The organism is Citrobacter sp. Cpo061 (assembly GCF_030332845.1).
GTDB classification, from domain to species: Bacteria; Pseudomonadota; Gammaproteobacteria; order Enterobacterales; family Enterobacteriaceae; genus Citrobacter; species Citrobacter portucalensis.
This window is the reverse complement of the sequence record NZ_JAOWHB010000013.1, coordinates 114,130-129,671: the sequence shown is the minus strand read 5'-3', so window position 1 is coordinate 129,671 and position 15,542 is coordinate 114,130. Positions and strand designations below refer to the sequence as shown.

The window sequence follows — 15,542 nt, the reverse complement described above, 5'->3', positions numbered from 1 at the left end:
AACCTTCTTAGACGCGATGATTTAGCAATTGATGGCGTACTTTTTGCGTATCGTCATATTACCTGCTGATGGCATGACTAACTACGTTTTATCCCCATTTTAATGTCCGCTATTCTCTCATTTCACAGGCCGATCTACTTTATTTCTCACTCGCCGAGGCGTTCCGCCATCTTGATTGTAGCCATCTCACTACTGAAGAAAATCTGGCGCTATCGTTTGGCTGTGAAGAGGCGCTGGCAGGGTTGTACCAGACGCTGAATTTTATGGGCGAAAGCCTGCTGACCATGGGGGGAAGGTCAGGAACATTTTGCGTATGAGAGCATATGCCAGTTAGGACACAGTCTGGTCAACATCAGCCAATTGATTCCCGCGCTGGCGCAGTTGGAAGCGAAAGCTGACCAGCAACTGTTCGCTGTTGCATAGTACCTAAAATAGACAGAGCGCCCACCCCTGGCGCTCTGTTCCTGCTCTCTTACCCCGCCCGCGCAAATTCTGCCGCTTCGGCGATTAGCGCGTCATCCGGGCGTACGCCGGTGTACATGGCGAACTGCTCCACGGCCTGTAAGGCAATCACCTCTGCACCGCTGATGGTCTTTTTACCTAATTGCTGTGCCAGTTTGATTACCGGTGTTTCCGGCGGCAGGGCGACGACGTCAAACACCACGCTGGCGGCAGCGACCATCGCTTCGCTGTAGGCCAGCTCATCGCTCTCTTTACCGCCAGCCATGCCGACGGGCGTCACGTTGACCAGAATATCGCAGGTAATTCCTTCCGGCTGCGGCTGCCACTGGAAACCGTACTGTTTTGCCAGCGCCGGGCCGCTCTCCCGGTTACGGGCGGCGACGATCACATCGCGAAAACCGGCATCGCGAAATGCGGCGATAACCGCTTTACCCATTCCACCGCTGCCGCGGATCATGACGCGCGCGTGGTTATCAAGCTGGTGGCTGGCAATCAGGCTTTTTACCGCAATGTAGTCGGTGTTAAATCCTGTCAGCGTACCGTTGTCATTGACGATGGTGTTGACGGAATCAATGACTTTTGCGGAAGGATCGATGGCATCCAGAAACGGCATGCAGCTCTCTTTAAACGGCATAGAGACCGCACAGCCGCGAATACCGAGTGCGCGAACGCCTTTCACTGCGGCCTCAATATCCTGCGTAGTAAAGGCTTTGTAGATAAAATTTAACCCTAACTTTTCATACAGATAGTTATGAAAGCGTGTGCCAAAGTTGCCGGGGCGACCGGCAAGCGACATGCACAACTGGGTGTCGCGGTTAATCATGTTAAATTTCCTCGGCGTGAGACAATATGTACTGTTCGGCTTCCTGCGACCAGATCCCCTGATGACGCTCCAGGATAGCGCGCAAGGCCGGATCGTCAATCTGGGTGAGCGCAGTTAACGGCAATGCTTTTCCGGTGTAAACCAGTTTTTTACCTCCACCGACCTGCGGCAGTTCCAGCGTTGTTTCACCTGCCGCATTCAATCCCAGAATGTGCGTCACCACTTTTGCCGCCTGAACTTTCTTCTCTTCGATCAGTTTTACCGCCGTGCGCATGTCGTCGGTATTGCCGCCAGATGTCCCAACATAATGGGTGAAGGCATAGTGCACGTCGTAGAAGTTAATCGGCGCGCTAAACTGCTTATCCTGCGGACCGGCAAAGAAGTTCATGCAACCATCGGCAGCCAGCAAAGAAGAGGCCAGCGTAACCAACTGTTCGTTGGGCACAAACACAAAGATGTCATCAAACCCGTGCCCGCCGCTCAGCGCCATCAAGGTGTCATAACCTGCATCCTGGGCGTGGAGATAATGGATCAACGTTTGTGGTTCTGATGGATAGTGCTTGCGGGCGTAGCTCAGCTTGTCGTTATTGGTGTCGGTCACCACCAGCAGCGCCGGGTTAACCGGACCATGCAGCGCGTAGTCGATCGCCAGTAGTCCCATCGGCCCGGTGCCGCCGAGTATCAGTGTACGCCCCTGCGGACGAATGCCCATATTGTGGTTATAAGTGCCTTCCTGTAGGTGATAGTTGGCGTTGAATGCGCCAATCACGCAGGACAGCGGCTCAACCAACGAGCCTTCAAAATAGGTTTCACCTTCGTAGGCTAACAGGCAGTCCTGCTCCATGACTTCATCAGGAATGATGACGTGCGTGGCTTCACCGCCCACCCACGGGAAGGAGTAGCCGGGGCAGTCCGGGCGATCCGGCAGTTGCAGGTTAGCCTGAATGACATAGCGCTGGCCGGGCTGAAACTTATGCTGCCATTTTTTGCCTACGGCAATGATATCGCCGCAAAACTCATGGCCGATGATGATCGGGTTTGTAGCCACATCGTCCGGCACCTTTTTGTGGTTCTCGCCCTGGTTAGCCTCTTTCCAGGAAGAAAGGCACAGGCTGTCGGTTACGACTGAGGCCAGAATTTCATCGTCCTGCATTTCAGGAAGATCGAAGGTTTCCAGGCGCAGATCGCGTTTACCATAAAGGCGTAAAGCTGTTGTTGTTTGCATTGTTACCACCTCTTCCTCTTTCGAGGACTATTTGTTGAAGTTGCCCCGGCATCGCCGGGGCGAAAAAATCAGGACAGGAAGCCCAGCGCGTTACCGATAATTCCCAGCGCAAACAGGGCGAAGATCAGCCATACCGGGTTAATTTTCTTGTTGAGCAGACGCACCATCAGCAGCGTCAGACCCAGCGCCAGCAGGCCGGGGCAGAGTTGGTCGAGAATGTTCTGCACGGTCATGGTGACGGTGGTGCCGTCTGCGCCAGGCGTTTGCGATACCACCAGCGGCACGTTGATGCTGGTCCATTTGGTGACCAGTACCCCCATGACAAACAGGCCGAGAATCGATGCGCCTTCGGTCAGTTTCTGCAGCAGGTTGCCGCCCATGTCGCTGACGATATTGACCCCTTTACGAAAGCCAAGCTGTAAGCCGTACCACTTCATGGCAAGACGTACTGCATTGAAAATAAAGAAGAACAATAGTGGGCCGAGAATGTTTCCGGACAGCGCCAGCGATGCGCCGAGCGCGGCGGTAATCGGGCGCAATGTTCCCCAGACCAACGGGTCGCCAACACCGGCCAGCGGGCCCATCAGCCCAACTTTGATGCCGTTGATGGCGCCGTCGTCAATTTCCGCACCATTGGCGCGAGCTTCTTCCATCGCGGCGGTCACGCCAATCACCGGGCCGCACACGGCAGGCGTGGTGTTGAAAAACACCAGGTGGCGTTTGAGTGCTGCAACCTGGTCCTCTTTCAGCGGATACAGGCGCTTGATGGCAGGGATCATGTCGTAGCAAAAGCCCAGCCCATGAATGCGTTCAAAGTTGAATGACGCCTGTTGCAGGTTGGAGCGAACAAACATGCTAAAAAGGTCGGATTTGGTCAGTTTTTTCTGTTCCATGGCTGGCTCCATTAGTCATCAAGCTGATCGAGAGCTTGAGAAGAGGCGGGTTGCGCCTGCGGTTCGGCTTTACGCCACTGTGGGTTCAACTGGATGTAGACCAGCGCGATAATCACGCCAACCCCACCGAAAGCCAGCAGGCTCAAATCGAGATAACCCCCAGCGATAAACCCGAGGAAGAAGAAGGGCATCAGGTACTTCACGCCCATCATGCGCAGCACCATGGCGTAGCCGACCACCACGATAAAGCCACCGGCAATCTGCAATCCGCGGGTGACGAATTCCGGAATGGCGTTGAGCATATTGCTGACCATATCGGCGCTGACAAACAGCGAGACGATTAATGCAGGGATGGCAACGCGCAGCGCCTGTACGCCGAGAGCGGAAACGTGCAGCATGTCGATGGTGCGAAAGCGGGCGTCTTCGGCTGCTTTATCCGCCGCGTGCTGGAACACCACGGTGATGGTACGGGCGAATACCGTCAGCACCTGACCTGCCGCCGCGACTGGCAGGGCGATGGCGATACCGGTAGCAATGCTTTGCTGACCGACGATAACCAGAATGGCGGAGATAATACTGGCGAGCGCCGAATCGGGAGACTGCGCTGCGCCGACGTTCATCCAGCCAAGGGCGATTAACTCCAGCGTGCCGCCGAGCATAATCCCGGTTTTTAAATCACCGAGGATCAGGCCGATAACGGTACAAGCAATTAGCGGACGGTGGGTCTGGAACTCATCCAGCACGCTGCCTATTCCGGCAATACAGGAAAATAGGAATATGGCGATAATTTGTAGGGTACTTATTTCCATAATATGTCACCTTGTGAATGTGATCATCCCTGCCTGTTAAAGCATAAGTACACAGGCATTTTTATTTATTCAGCGAACGATTGTTCTTCTATTTTTTCGAGAATATTAATAGATGGATCGGATGCGACAACGCGTAAATCCAACGTAACACCCAGTTTATCTAACTCACGAAACGCATGAATATCGTCGTTATCTAAAGAAACGGCTTTGGTTAATTGTTTTTTACCAGGCCGCCAGGCCATGCCACCAATATTTAACGTAGCGATTTTCACGCCTTGCTTGACCATTGCTAAGGCATCCTGTGGGCGGGTAAATAGATAAAAAACGGTTTCGTTCTGGTATTGCGGATTATGGTACACCGCGACCGCCTTTTCGATATTAACGACGTTCACTTTCATTCCCGGTGGGGCGGCCTGACGTAATAATGTGCGACGTACTTCATCGTTATAAACGTCGTCATTACAGATAATAATCCGTTGAGCATTCGCCACCTTCGACCAGACGGTGGTGACCTGACCGTGGATCAGACGGTCATCAATACGAGCAAGGGTAATGTTCATCAGAAATCCTCTTCGGCCGTTTCCAGATGCTTCCAGACGACACAGGTTTGTTGAGCAATGGTCGTCAGGTGTTCGCACAGTTCATCCACATTCATATTGTTTTGGTTGTCTACCAGCTCCAGCGCCAACGGCAGTGATAACCCGCTAATGACCCGTATCGCCGGATTGTGCATCGCCAGCGTCGCAGCGGCATTCCAGGGACTGCCACACTGCAAATCGACGGCAATCAGCCATTCATCGCCAGTGTGAATACTTACTAACTTTTTTAGCTTTTCCACAATGTCGCTGGCGTTCTCTCCGGGGACAAATGCCACGGCTTCAACGTTGGCATCACCGTAGACCATCTGTACCGATTCCAGCATGGCGCAGGCCAGTTTGCCGTGAGCACAGAAGATTGCATTGACCATAAAACCTCCTTAGCCGCGCGTTTTTCCGCCCGCAATGTTAGTGGTTACTCCGGTTATGTAACTGGCGCGCTCAGATAAAAGATAACAAACAAAATCAGCGACTTCACTTAAGCGCCCTGAACGACCAATCGGGATCGCGTTCTTGGTGTAGCCCTCGCGCAGCTGTTCGACGGTGATGTTGCGGGTCCAGGCCAGCGCTTCTTCATACTCGGGGGTCCGCAGTCCGGTTTTTTCCAGAATGCCAGGTGCAATACCAACCACGCGGATGCCGTGTTTGCCCAACTCTTTCGACCAGGAACGGGTAAAACTATTCAATGCGGCTTTGGTCGCGGCGTAACAGCTTTGACCTTCAGAACCTTCCAGTCCGCTTTCGGAAGAGACATTCACAATCACGCCGTTACGCTGTTTTACCATTTGGCGTGCCGCTGCCTGCGACATTAAGAACACACCTTTCTGGTTGATATTAACCATTTTTTCGAAAGCAGCTTCGTTGAGTTCGTATTGCCCGGCGGGTGCTTTTTCATCGACCAGCAGACGTGGGAAATTAACGCCAGCATTATTTACCAGCCCATCAATACGTCCGTAGCGTCGGATAATTTCAGCGACAGTATGATTAACCTCTTTGGCACTGGAAATATCCGTTGGCCAGAAATGATACCCGTCATGGTTATCGTATTTACCTTCTCCGCCATGAATATCTGCCATTTGTACATTAGCGCCTTGCGCTAATAACTCCTCGACAATCGCCAGACCAATTCCGGATGCGCCACCGGTAACAATAATGACTTTGCCCTGCAAGTTTAACCACGTTTGCATAATAAACTCCCGATTCAGATAAGGGGATCCCACATAAAATTAATTATGGCAGGACCAATTAGAATTTATTTACTTCAACAATAATTCAGCGGTATGGCTGTTGGTAACTAAACAGTTAATATAATTCCCACGTAATGCGCCTAATATCCCACTGTATTTTTCTTCACCCATTGCAATGCCAATGGAGTAACGCGCCTGTTTTAATTTATTGGTTTCGATGGAGAGCGTCTTTTCACTCATCCTGGTCTCTACGGTTACACCGTTGATATCGTAAAAGCGCGAGCAAATGTCTCCGGCGACCTGGCGGGCATGCAGGTCATCACTCTCTTCACTGCCGTAAAAGGCGTGCCAGTTGGCGCCATCACGTATCGCCGGAGATCCAATCCCGACCAGCGCGATGTCCAGATTATCCCAGTACGCAGAAATCGATTTAAAATGTCGTGACTGCATGATCCCGTTACGGATCAGCGGGTTTTCCAGCAGTGCCGGGAAATCTGCCAGGTGTGATTCCCCTTTGAGCTTTGCCGCAGCGCCGTAGGTCAGCGTATTGACGTGGTAGCGGCTTTCAAGCTTGCCGGATGGTCCGCCGATAATCGGCACACAGATCAGCTGGCGCGACTGGCTGGCAGGAGATAATCCTTCCACCAGTCCCCGTACCGCGCGGCCCCATGAGAACCCGATAATGTCCCCAGGTTCCAGTAAGCGTTCCAGCAACTGCGCGCCATGTACGCCCATCATATTAAGTTGTTCATCTTCCTGCTCGCTGTCGCAGGAGACTACGACCGCCTCTTTCAGGCCAAATTTCTGTTTTAGCTGCTGTTCCAGCCACAGATTTTCGTTGTAGTCGTAATTAATGGCGATGGTGACGATACCCTGCTCGCGTCCACGTTTTAGTAACCGGCTGATCGTGGTGCGATAAATACCCAGCTCGCGGGCGATTTGCGCTTGTGTCATATCCTGTTCGTAATACAACTGCGCTATTTTTACGATCAGGCGGATATCATCGCTGTTTTCCGTCGCCATTTTTGGACTCCTGCACATTTGTGCAAATCACGAAATTGCCTTCTTGATCTGATATAACCTCATCTGTTCTCCATCTCAAAGCTATTTTCACTTATTTCAGCGCCCTGAAATGACCGATTGTGTTGCACATTTGATGTGGTGATGGCGCGTTGTCGGCACAGATGTGCATACCTCTCTAATGTATTGATTCTGCTTGTTTTCACTCAACAAAATTGCAGGGATGGATCGCTGACACTTTTGTGTCAAAAGGTGTGACGGATCACAAATAGCGCGTGGACAGTCGAACACGATTATTTTTTATCGTCCGCAAGGTAGGGTATATTTCGCTTTTAATACACAAAGTCATTCAAGTTGTATCAAGGCGGCAAGGGAGCGAATCCCCGGGAGCATAGATTGCTATGTGACCTGGGTGAGTGAGGGCAGCCAACGCAGAGACAGCTTGAAGGATGAAGTGTATACAGGAGAAACTATGCTGCCCGACTCATCCATCCGATTAAATAAATACATCAGTGAAAGCGGAATCTGCTCGCGCCGCGAGGCGGATCGCTTTATCGAACAAGGGAATGTCTTCCTGAATGGTAAACGCGCCACCATCGGCGATCAGGTGATGCCTGGCGACGTCGTAAAAGTAAATGGTCGGTTGATTGAGCCGCGTGAAGCGGAAGATCTGGTTTTTATCGCGCTGAATAAGCCGGTAGGGATTGTCAGCACCACCGAAGACAGCGAACGCGACAACATTGTTGATTTCGTGAATCACAGCAAGCGCGTGTTTCCAATTGGTCGTCTGGACAAAGATTCTCAGGGACTTATCTTTCTGACCAACCACGGCGACCTGGTGAATAAAATCCTGCGTGCCGGTAACGATCACGAAAAAGAGTATCTGGTGACGGTCGATAAGCCGGTCACTGATGACTTTATCCGTGGTATGGGGGCCGGTGTGCCCATTCTCGGTACCGTCACCAAAAAATGTAAGGTGAAGAAAGAAGCGCCGTTTGTGTTTCGCATTACGCTGATTCAGGGGCTTAACCGTCAGATCCGTCGTATGTGCGAACACTTTGGCTATGAAGTTACCAAGCTTGAGCGTACGCGTATCATGAACGTTGGTTTGTCTGGTCTGCCGCTTGGTGAATGGCGCGACCTGACAGATGACGAACTGATCGATCTGTTCAAGCTGATTGAGAACTCGTCCTCAGAAGCCAAACCGAAGGCGAAAGCGAAGCCAAAAACCGCAGGCATTAAGCGTCCGGTGGTGAAAATCGAAAAATCAGCGGAGAAAGAGAAATCGCGCCCGGCGGCAAACGGTAAGCGTTTTACTTCGCCGGGACGTAAGAAGAAGGGACGTTAACGTCTGCCGCGCGTCGGCGTATTTGCTGACCAGGAAAACGATGCTTCAGCATCCGGTTTATAGGCCTGCTTTTTCTTCAACTGGCGGGCTTTTTTAGCTTCTGCTTCGCGCAAGGCCATCAGTTTATCGATGTACTCTTTCTTGATGCTGTTGGTCTCTGCGTTGGTCAGCAGACGACCATGCGCAATGCGCGCGCGGTCGAGCAGCGTTTTCAGTTCACGCTGTTCGCGCTCGGTCATCTCTTTTTGGGTAATGCGGGGGAGTGCCATAAGGGTGCCCTCTGTTAGCCGATATCCTCAGTGTACGGTAATCCAGAACCTGCTGATAGCGTCATGTATTGTATTATTCAGCAATACGTAATTTTCCGGCGAAGTCCTGCTGTGTATAGCCCGTTGTTCCGAATCGTTTGTCTGTGATGATGTTATCGATCTCTTTTAATGTGGCGATACACATCACTCCGTCCTGGCCAAATTTTGTATGGTCGGCAAGAATTACCGACTTTTTACTCATAGCAATCATTGATTTGGCAACATAGGCTTCATCGAAGCTTTTCACCAGCACACCATGTTGAGGTGAAATACCACCCGCGCCGATGAAGCAGATATCTGCGTGAATAGTGTTTATTTGCTGACAAACGGAGACGCCGAGATTGGCACGGAAATGGTAGTCATATTCACCACCTAATACATAAACGCGCGCTTTAAGATTATGTTCTTTTATTTTATCGGCAATTAAGGCTGAGTTAGTAATAACGGAGTAGGCCAGAGGAGGTAATTGTTCGGCCAGAATAAGATTTGTTGTACAGGAGTCAATGAATAGAGTGTCGTGCTCGCTGACCATCCCGGCGGCAAGTTTACCAATTGCCATTTTTTCTTCGCGGTGTATATCAATCCGCGCGCCAAATTCATCTTCCTGAACAACCTGCTTTTTGACGGCTCCGCCGTGAATCTTGGTAATTTGCCCTTCAGACTCCAGGATGGAGAGATCGCGGCGAATGGTCTCTGATGTGACTTTTAGCGTTTCCGATAATTTGATAACCGTCACTTCACCGAATTTATTTAATTCATCGAGGATATGTTTTCTTCTTTTAATCGGGTTCATTATTTTCCGCCAACGTCGTGCTTTGGCGCATGGTAACTGGATGTGCAGAGCAACGCAACCACTCCAGCGCACAGACAATACCCTCATCATCATTAGAGGCCGTCACATAGCTGGCTTGTCGTTTTACTACCTCAGGCGCATTCCCCATTGCAATACCAATGCCGGCGGCGGAAAACATACTGATATCGTTTTGCTGGTCGCCAATCGCCGCAACTTTATCGGCTGTTATATTTAGCTGGTGCATTAACATGCTAATAGCATAACCTTTATTTATTTCGCTACGTTGGATATCAATGTAATTCTCCCCAGTGATAGTCGCTGTATAACCATAAGGCAATTTATTATTCACGTCTGCACACAACGCATTTATTTTTAACTGCTCAGTAACGAGTGTGATTTTATAAATATCTTGTCGGTTTAAAATATTACCGGGTGCTGCAGGAATAAGTGGTAATTCAAATAAACGGGCTTCATAAGTTGTCCATGGCGCTACCTGTAGGTCGCAACGATGATAAATAGCATCGGCGCTAAAAAAGTGATGAGGGCAGAGGGAAAGTGCAATATGTCGGTCAATATCCCGAAGATTCATACAGGAGAGCGCTGCAGTATGAATATTGCGCTGCTGCGCCATCTCGAGGATCTGACCTCCGTTAAAGCCTGCGCACCAGCCAAACAGCGCATTAACCTGCTGCTGCTGTAGCAGGCGCATCATAGAGGAGACCGGTCTGGCGGAACAGGCGGCCAACAGGCCACCGCGCTGGTGGAATTCTACGAGTGCTTGACGAGTGCGTGGACTGATTGTCTTTTGCGAAGTCAGTAGTGTTCCATCCAGATCGGTGACCAGTAACATGCTTTTTTTCCCTTAATATCAATGCGCAATAAACGGTGTGACAGCCTCTTTGGCGGCGTTGCAGACCATATTGTCGATTGCCGTACCGACGACCAGAATATTGACCCCGGTATCCTTAAACGCTTTGGCATTGGCGAGGTTAATTCCGCCTTCCGCCAGCGTCGGCACGCTTACCGCGCCGACCAGCGCCCACAGGCGATCTTTAATGGCTTGCGGAATATCACCTGCGGCTACGCCTTCGTAGCTCATACCGGTCATTAAACCAATCATGTCGACGCCAATCTCCTGCATCCGTTTTGCTACGCTGGCGACCTCTTCTGGAGTGCGCGCAGGAATACCGAAGGTATGCAGGTCATCCGGGTGACCAATATAAGCATCAACGGTCAGGCCATACTGATGGGCGAGATTAACGATGTCCTGTAGATCGTCCCAGTCGGATTTATGAGTGTGTAAGCCATCGGCACCAGCACGAGCAATCTCCAGTATCTCTGTTTCCGTGAGCGGGACCGGTAACGTTTCGGTAAAGCCACCTGCGATACCGACGGTAATGAAGATATCGTCAGGAACCACATTACGTACGCCATGTACTGCTTCGGCCATCTGGCTGTTGGTGATTTCGTGGCGGATTTGTTCTGCCGCGTGCATGTTACTCACCCCCTTATGCCCACGCGCCAGCGCCAGTGCGGGATGGTTCGGTTCGAGCAGCTTAACGCCCGCCTCACATACTGCTTTTGCCAGACGCGCATCGTCGCCGGTTATCCCTGTACTGAGGATGGTCTGCCCGCCGTGCAGCGTGATGGCATCTTTCACTTTCTGTAACGCTTTAGCGCGTTTTTTATTCATATCGCCTTTAAACATGGTGTACCTCTGGTGTTGGTGCATTAATTAATGGGCTGACGCGGTAGATTCTTTCTGTGCGACAGCCTTAAAACGGTTGGCAATAATGGTGGAAATACAGGTCAGGCCCATGACGGTAACCATCACAATCGCCATTTGCAGCGCATTGCTGGATAAGAACGGAGAGGCAAATGCGGGGACATAAGCCACGCCTTTGACGTTAAAGAAACCCAGCATCATGCCGCCCAGACCGGCCCAAACGATCGCTGAACCAAAGACAATTTTGTTGGCAAACATGAACGGATAGGCCGATTCAACGAAGGTCCCAAAGCCGAGGTTGATAAGCAGGCCGGGCGTCGCGACGGCTGCTTCGCTTTTTTCTCGTGGTGCGATGACGTTAGCCAGGTTGATTCCTGCAGCAACCATCACCAGGCCTACCATATCGACAGCGCCGAGGAAGCTGACTCCGGATTTTTCCATTTCCAGGAGCACCAGCGGCAGAATGACTGCGTGATAGACTCCCCCCAGAATAGCTGGCCAGATAACCAACCCAGCCAGCAGGCCGGCAAGAATAGGGCTGAAGGCCAGCGTGCTTTCGATAGCCAGTTTGATGTAATTACCTGCTGACAGCGCCAGCGGACTCAGCAGATAGTGCATGATTAACCCAGCGGCCAGGCCTGAGATCCCACCCGCTACAATGTTGACGGTGGTCATCGGAAAGCGCCAATTCAGGCATAATTCGAACAGCCAACGAACGAAAATCCCGGCCATCAAACCACCGATGATCCCTCCAATCAGACCGCCTTCGACGGAAAGTACTCCGGCGACCACCCCGGCAACAATTGAGACTTCATCCAGTTCCGAAATCTGTTTTGCTGCGAGAACCGCAACTAAAACCGGTAGGCCCTTCAGTAGAATTTCAAAGATATCGTTGAGTTTTTCCAGGCCCGGAATGTGACTGAGTGCGAGCACGATTGCCATGGCAATAAAGCCCGGCAGCGCAGGGATCATTATGCTGCGAATATTGAAGCGCTTAAGCAGACTTTTTCCAGAACCGCCCTGTGAAGGAGAGGCACTGCCCAACTGTGGTTTGTATTTAACGCCCCAGTGCTTACACAGTGATGCGATGAAGGAGACTGCGCGGGTTCGGCTGGTGGTACCCGTCGTGCCCGAGGTTGCGACGACATTTGCCCCTTTTGCCGCCACTAGCGCCATTGAGGTTCCGCCGGTGCCAACAATCGGTGTTTTCATTTCAACAGCTGCGGCAAAGACCGCCTGGTTGGCCTTCACCGGATCGGCGCTCATCACGATGATCCCGTCGATCTCACCGTTACGGATCATTTCAGCAATCCTGCAATCGCTCTCAACTACCGAGTCGTTCACATCTGAAAGTTTGCCCTGAAATATCCTTTGTGGTTTTTGTTGGTTTTCTGTGGTTAGTGCAAATACCGACGCTGGCGTGTGAGCTTTGGCAACGTCCATTGAGGCTTCTGCCGCAATGAACTGCACAGCGGCAACTTCCACTCCTGCGGCTTCGCACTGCTGGTAAATTTCCTGGAGTAGCTTTTCTGGTTCAGCACCACCCAGATTGTAGAGGTTGCCTCCACTGCTTCCAATAATCGCAATTTTTTTCATAGCGGCCTCGAAGATAGGGTAAGGGTTTATCTGTGTTGTAGTGAAATCATATTCCCAATTAAAACAAACTAAATCAACATTAGAAAAATGATTTAATTTGAATTAAAAACAGGTTTGTTTGTGTATTTTATTGAAAAATAACAACTAAATAATTGTTTTGTTTTATGTTGATGTTTGTTGTTTTGTGATGGGGTTCAAATGCGGGTAGGGAGAAATGGAGGATGCCTCCTCCATTTATGAAGATTAGTGTTGTTTTACTGAGTGTGGTTTCTCTTCAATCGACTTACCGGACCAGTAGCCTGCCAACAGCGAACCGGAAAGGTTGTGCCAGACGGAGAACAACGCGCCGGGCAGGGCGGCGAGCGGGCCAAAGTAGATCTTGCCCAGCGCAGCGGCAAGTCCTGAATTCTGCATGCCCACTTCAATTGCCAACGTACGGCAGGTTGACTCGTCGAAACCAAACAATTTTCCGCCCCAGTAGCCGCTGAGCAGGCCAATGGTGTTATGTAGGATTACGGCGATAATCACCACAAAGCCGACGGATGCAATGTGCGAGGCAGAACCCGCCACGACGGCGCTGATGATTGCCAGAATGCACACCATTGAAAATGCGGGCAGATACGGTTCCACGACTTTTACGACGCGTGGGAACAGGTGGTGAATGACCAACCCCAACGCAATTGGAATGACCACGATCTGCAGGATACTCAGCAGCATACCCATCACATCCACCTGGATATGCGCGTCGACATACAGCCGTGTCAGCAGCGGTGTGGCGACAACGCCGACCAACGTTGAAACCGATGAAATAGTCACAGAGAGCGCCACATCGCCTTTTGCCAGATAGATCATTACGTTTGATGCTGTTCCGCTGGCGACGCTACCGACCAGCACCATCCCTGCGGACAATTCCGGCGGCATATTAAATGCCAGCGCTAAAATCCATGCGGCGAGCGGCATTACCAGATAGTGCAGGAAAATACCCGCCGCGACTGGTGCAGGACGTGAGAGTACGCGTTTAAAGTCGTCTACCTTCAGGTGAACGCCCATACCGAACATGATCAGCATCAGTAACGACGGCACGAATGGCCCGACAGGCGTAAAGGTGGTGGGCGTGTAATACGCAACAACAGAGAGCAGCAGTGCCCATAACGGGAACAGCCGCGTGAGAGTAGCGAGCATGTTATATTCCTTGCGATTGAAATGTGTTGTTATAAAAAAGCCGGGTTCGAGCCCGGCTATCGTTATTGTTTATTGCGTGATGAAATTTTATTCAAACAAATTATGGTGCAGCTTCTGTACCACCTGTTCGGCTTCAGTACCGGGCACCAGGAAGCACAGGTTATGACTGGACGCGCCGTAGCAAATCATGCGGATGTTGAATGGCTCCAGTACGCCGAACACCTCTTTACCCACTCCACAGGCTTTGGACAGGTCGTTGCCAATCAGTGCCACCAGCGCCAGGCCTTCTTCCACTTCAACCCGACACAGGGTAGACAGTTCCATCAGCAGGGACTGTGTTAACAGTGTATCGCCGGTGGAGGTCGAACCGGTGGTATCCAGCGTCAGCGCCACGCTGACTTCGGATGTGGTAATTAAATCGACCGAAATGTTATGGCGTGCGAGGATGCCGAACACTTCCGCCAAAAAGCCGCGAGAGTGCAGCATATTCAGGCTATGCAGCGTTAGCAGCGTTTGCTTACGGCGCAGTGCCAGCGCCCGGAACAGCGGTGGATTCGCGGTTTTATTGCATACCAGCGTACCGCCTGCTTTTGGATCCTTACTGGAGCCAACAAACACCGGGATATCGCTACGTACGGCAGGTAACAACGTTGCCGGGTGTAGCACTTTCGCGCCAAAGGTCGCCATTTCTGCGGCCTCTTCAAAGGCGATTTCATCAATACGCTGCGCCGCCGGAACAACGCGCGGATCGGTCGTGTAAATGCCAGGAACATCGGTCCAGATATCGACGCGCGTGGCGTGCAGCGCTTCGGCCAGCAGGGCAGCCGTATAATCGCTCCCGCCGCGCCCCAACGTGGTGGTGCGGCCTTTACCTTCACTGCCGATAAAGCCCTGAGTAATCACCAGACCTTCGCTCAGACGCGGGGCCAACTGGAGCGTTGCCAGTTCGGCCAGCGCCGCAACGTCAGGTTCTGCGCGGCCAAAACGATCGTTGGTACGCATCACTTTACGTACGTCAAACCACTGCGCCTGCACGTTGCGCTCACGCAGGATCTCGACGAACAGCAGGGTAGACATCAGTTCGCCGTGGCTGACCAGTTCGTCGGTCAGCGCGGTTGAAGTCGCCAGTGACGCCGCTTCAGCCAGCGTGGTGATGTTTTCCAGCAGACGGTCGATCTCTTCACGGATCACGTTTGGATAACGCAGGCGTTCCAGAATATTGAACTGAATTTGACGAATGGCATCGAGTTTTTCGAAGCGCGCGGTTGGCTCCAGCCCTTCCGCCAGTGCGACCAGCAGGTTGGTGATTCCCGCTGAAGCGGAAAGTACCACTACACGGACGTTAGCATCAGAAAGTACTACATCAGCGCTGCGATTCATGGCATCAAAATCCGCCACGCTGGTACCGCCAAATTTGGAGACAACTACATCAGTCATAACTACCTCGTGTCAGGGAATGAATAGAGCGACCATGGCACATAAGGCAGAACAGAAACCGGTGCAGGCGCAAATGCAAATACCGTATTTATAAATAAAATGTGTAGCTTGCACTGTCAACGCTGGGATTATGCGGA

Annotated in this window: 16 protein-coding genes; 1 reads left to right on the top strand and 15 read right to left on the bottom strand. The window is 51.5% G+C overall.

Annotation, left to right across the window (positions count from 1 at the left end; translation table 11 throughout):
- Positions 1-472: 472 nt before the first annotated feature.
- The 8 genes from OGX97_RS01190 to OGX97_RS01155 all read right to left on the bottom strand — a co-directional run bounded on the left by OGX97_RS01190 (position 473) and on the right by OGX97_RS01155 (position 7,018).
- Positions 473-1,285: a shikimate 5-dehydrogenase gene (locus tag OGX97_RS01190; protein WP_153753899.1), complete on the bottom strand. Its 813-nt coding sequence runs from the start codon at positions 1,283-1,285 to the stop codon at positions 473-475.
- Position 1,286: 1 nt separating this feature from the next.
- Positions 1,287-2,510: an L-sorbose 1-phosphate reductase gene (gene sorE, locus OGX97_RS01185; RefSeq protein ID WP_048236371.1), complete on the bottom strand. Its 1,224-nt coding sequence runs from the start codon at positions 2,508-2,510 to the stop codon at positions 1,287-1,289.
- Between the two features lie 68 nt (positions 2,511-2,578).
- Complete coding sequence (locus OGX97_RS01180) at positions 2,579-3,403, bottom strand: PTS system mannose/fructose/sorbose family transporter subunit IID (RefSeq protein ID WP_003031641.1); 825 nt, start codon at positions 3,401-3,403, stop codon at positions 2,579-2,581.
- Between the two features lie 11 nt (positions 3,404-3,414).
- Entirely contained in the window at positions 3,415-4,212 is a 798-nt protein-coding gene (locus OGX97_RS01175; RefSeq protein WP_008786896.1) for a PTS mannose/fructose/sorbose transporter subunit IIC, read from the bottom strand.
- Between the two features lie 65 nt (positions 4,213-4,277).
- Positions 4,278-4,772, bottom strand: a complete 495-nt coding sequence (locus tag OGX97_RS01170) for a mannose/fructose/sorbose PTS transporter subunit IIB (RefSeq protein WP_048236368.1) — start codon at positions 4,770-4,772, stop codon at positions 4,278-4,280.
- Positions 4,772-5,179 (bottom strand): mannose/fructose/sorbose PTS transporter subunit IIA, encoded by a 408-nt coding sequence (locus tag OGX97_RS01165; protein ID WP_118263003.1) that lies wholly within the window; start codon positions 5,177-5,179, stop codon positions 4,772-4,774. Before OGX97_RS01165 ends, OGX97_RS01170 begins: the two co-directional genes overlap by 1 nt.
- Before the next feature lie 9 nt (positions 5,180-5,188).
- Positions 5,189-5,995: an SDR family oxidoreductase gene (locus OGX97_RS01160; RefSeq protein ID WP_235125869.1), complete on the bottom strand. Its 807-nt coding sequence runs from the start codon at positions 5,993-5,995 to the stop codon at positions 5,189-5,191.
- A 69-nt stretch (positions 5,996-6,064) separates the two neighbouring features.
- Entirely contained in the window at positions 6,065-7,018 is a 954-nt protein-coding gene (locus OGX97_RS01155; protein ID WP_235125861.1) for a sugar-binding transcriptional regulator, read from the bottom strand.
- A gap of 469 nt (positions 7,019-7,487) precedes the next feature.
- Here OGX97_RS01155 and rluF point away from each other — a divergent pair, with 469 nt between their 5' ends.
- Positions 7,488-8,363 carry a 23S rRNA pseudouridine(2604) synthase RluF gene (gene rluF / locus OGX97_RS01150; RefSeq protein WP_008786901.1) on the top strand — a complete coding sequence of 292 codons (876 nt, stop codon included), beginning with the start codon at positions 7,488-7,490 and terminating at the stop codon, positions 8,361-8,363.
- Here rluF and OGX97_RS01145 read toward each other — a convergent pair.
- The 7 genes from OGX97_RS01145 to lysC all read right to left on the bottom strand — a co-directional run bounded on the left by OGX97_RS01145 (position 8,360) and on the right by lysC (position 15,405).
- On the bottom strand, positions 8,360-8,632 hold the full coding sequence (locus OGX97_RS01145; RefSeq protein WP_003826541.1) for a DUF3811 domain-containing protein: 273 nt from the start codon (positions 8,630-8,632) through the stop codon (positions 8,360-8,362). The two genes, rluF and OGX97_RS01145, sit on opposite strands and share 4 nt — an antisense overlap.
- 73 nt (positions 8,633-8,705) lie before the next feature.
- A complete protein-coding gene (locus tag OGX97_RS01140; protein WP_153753896.1) occupies positions 8,706-9,464 on the bottom strand; it encodes a DeoR/GlpR family DNA-binding transcription regulator in 759 nt (252 codons plus the stop codon).
- On the bottom strand, positions 9,451-10,314 hold the full coding sequence (locus OGX97_RS01135) for a Cof-type HAD-IIB family hydrolase (RefSeq protein WP_071445339.1): 864 nt from the start codon (positions 10,312-10,314) through the stop codon (positions 9,451-9,453). Before OGX97_RS01135 ends, OGX97_RS01140 begins: the two co-directional genes overlap by 14 nt.
- An 18-nt stretch (positions 10,315-10,332) precedes the next feature.
- Positions 10,333-11,172, bottom strand: a complete 840-nt coding sequence (locus tag OGX97_RS01130) for a histidine biosynthesis protein (RefSeq protein WP_032942081.1) — start codon at positions 11,170-11,172, stop codon at positions 10,333-10,335.
- Positions 11,173-11,199: 27 nt separating this feature from the next.
- Positions 11,200-12,786 (bottom strand): hypothetical protein, encoded by a 1,587-nt coding sequence (locus OGX97_RS01125; RefSeq protein WP_057068619.1) that lies wholly within the window; start codon positions 12,784-12,786, stop codon positions 11,200-11,202.
- Positions 12,787-13,029: 243 nt separating this feature from the next.
- Positions 13,030-13,968, bottom strand: a complete 939-nt coding sequence (gene panS / locus OGX97_RS01120) for a ketopantoate/pantoate/pantothenate transporter PanS (RefSeq protein WP_032942083.1) — start codon at positions 13,966-13,968, stop codon at positions 13,030-13,032.
- Between the two features lie 87 nt (positions 13,969-14,055).
- A complete protein-coding gene (gene lysC / locus OGX97_RS01115; RefSeq protein WP_235125845.1) occupies positions 14,056-15,405 on the bottom strand; it encodes a lysine-sensitive aspartokinase 3 in 1,350 nt (449 codons plus the stop codon).
- Between the last annotated feature and the right edge of the window lie 137 nt (positions 15,406-15,542).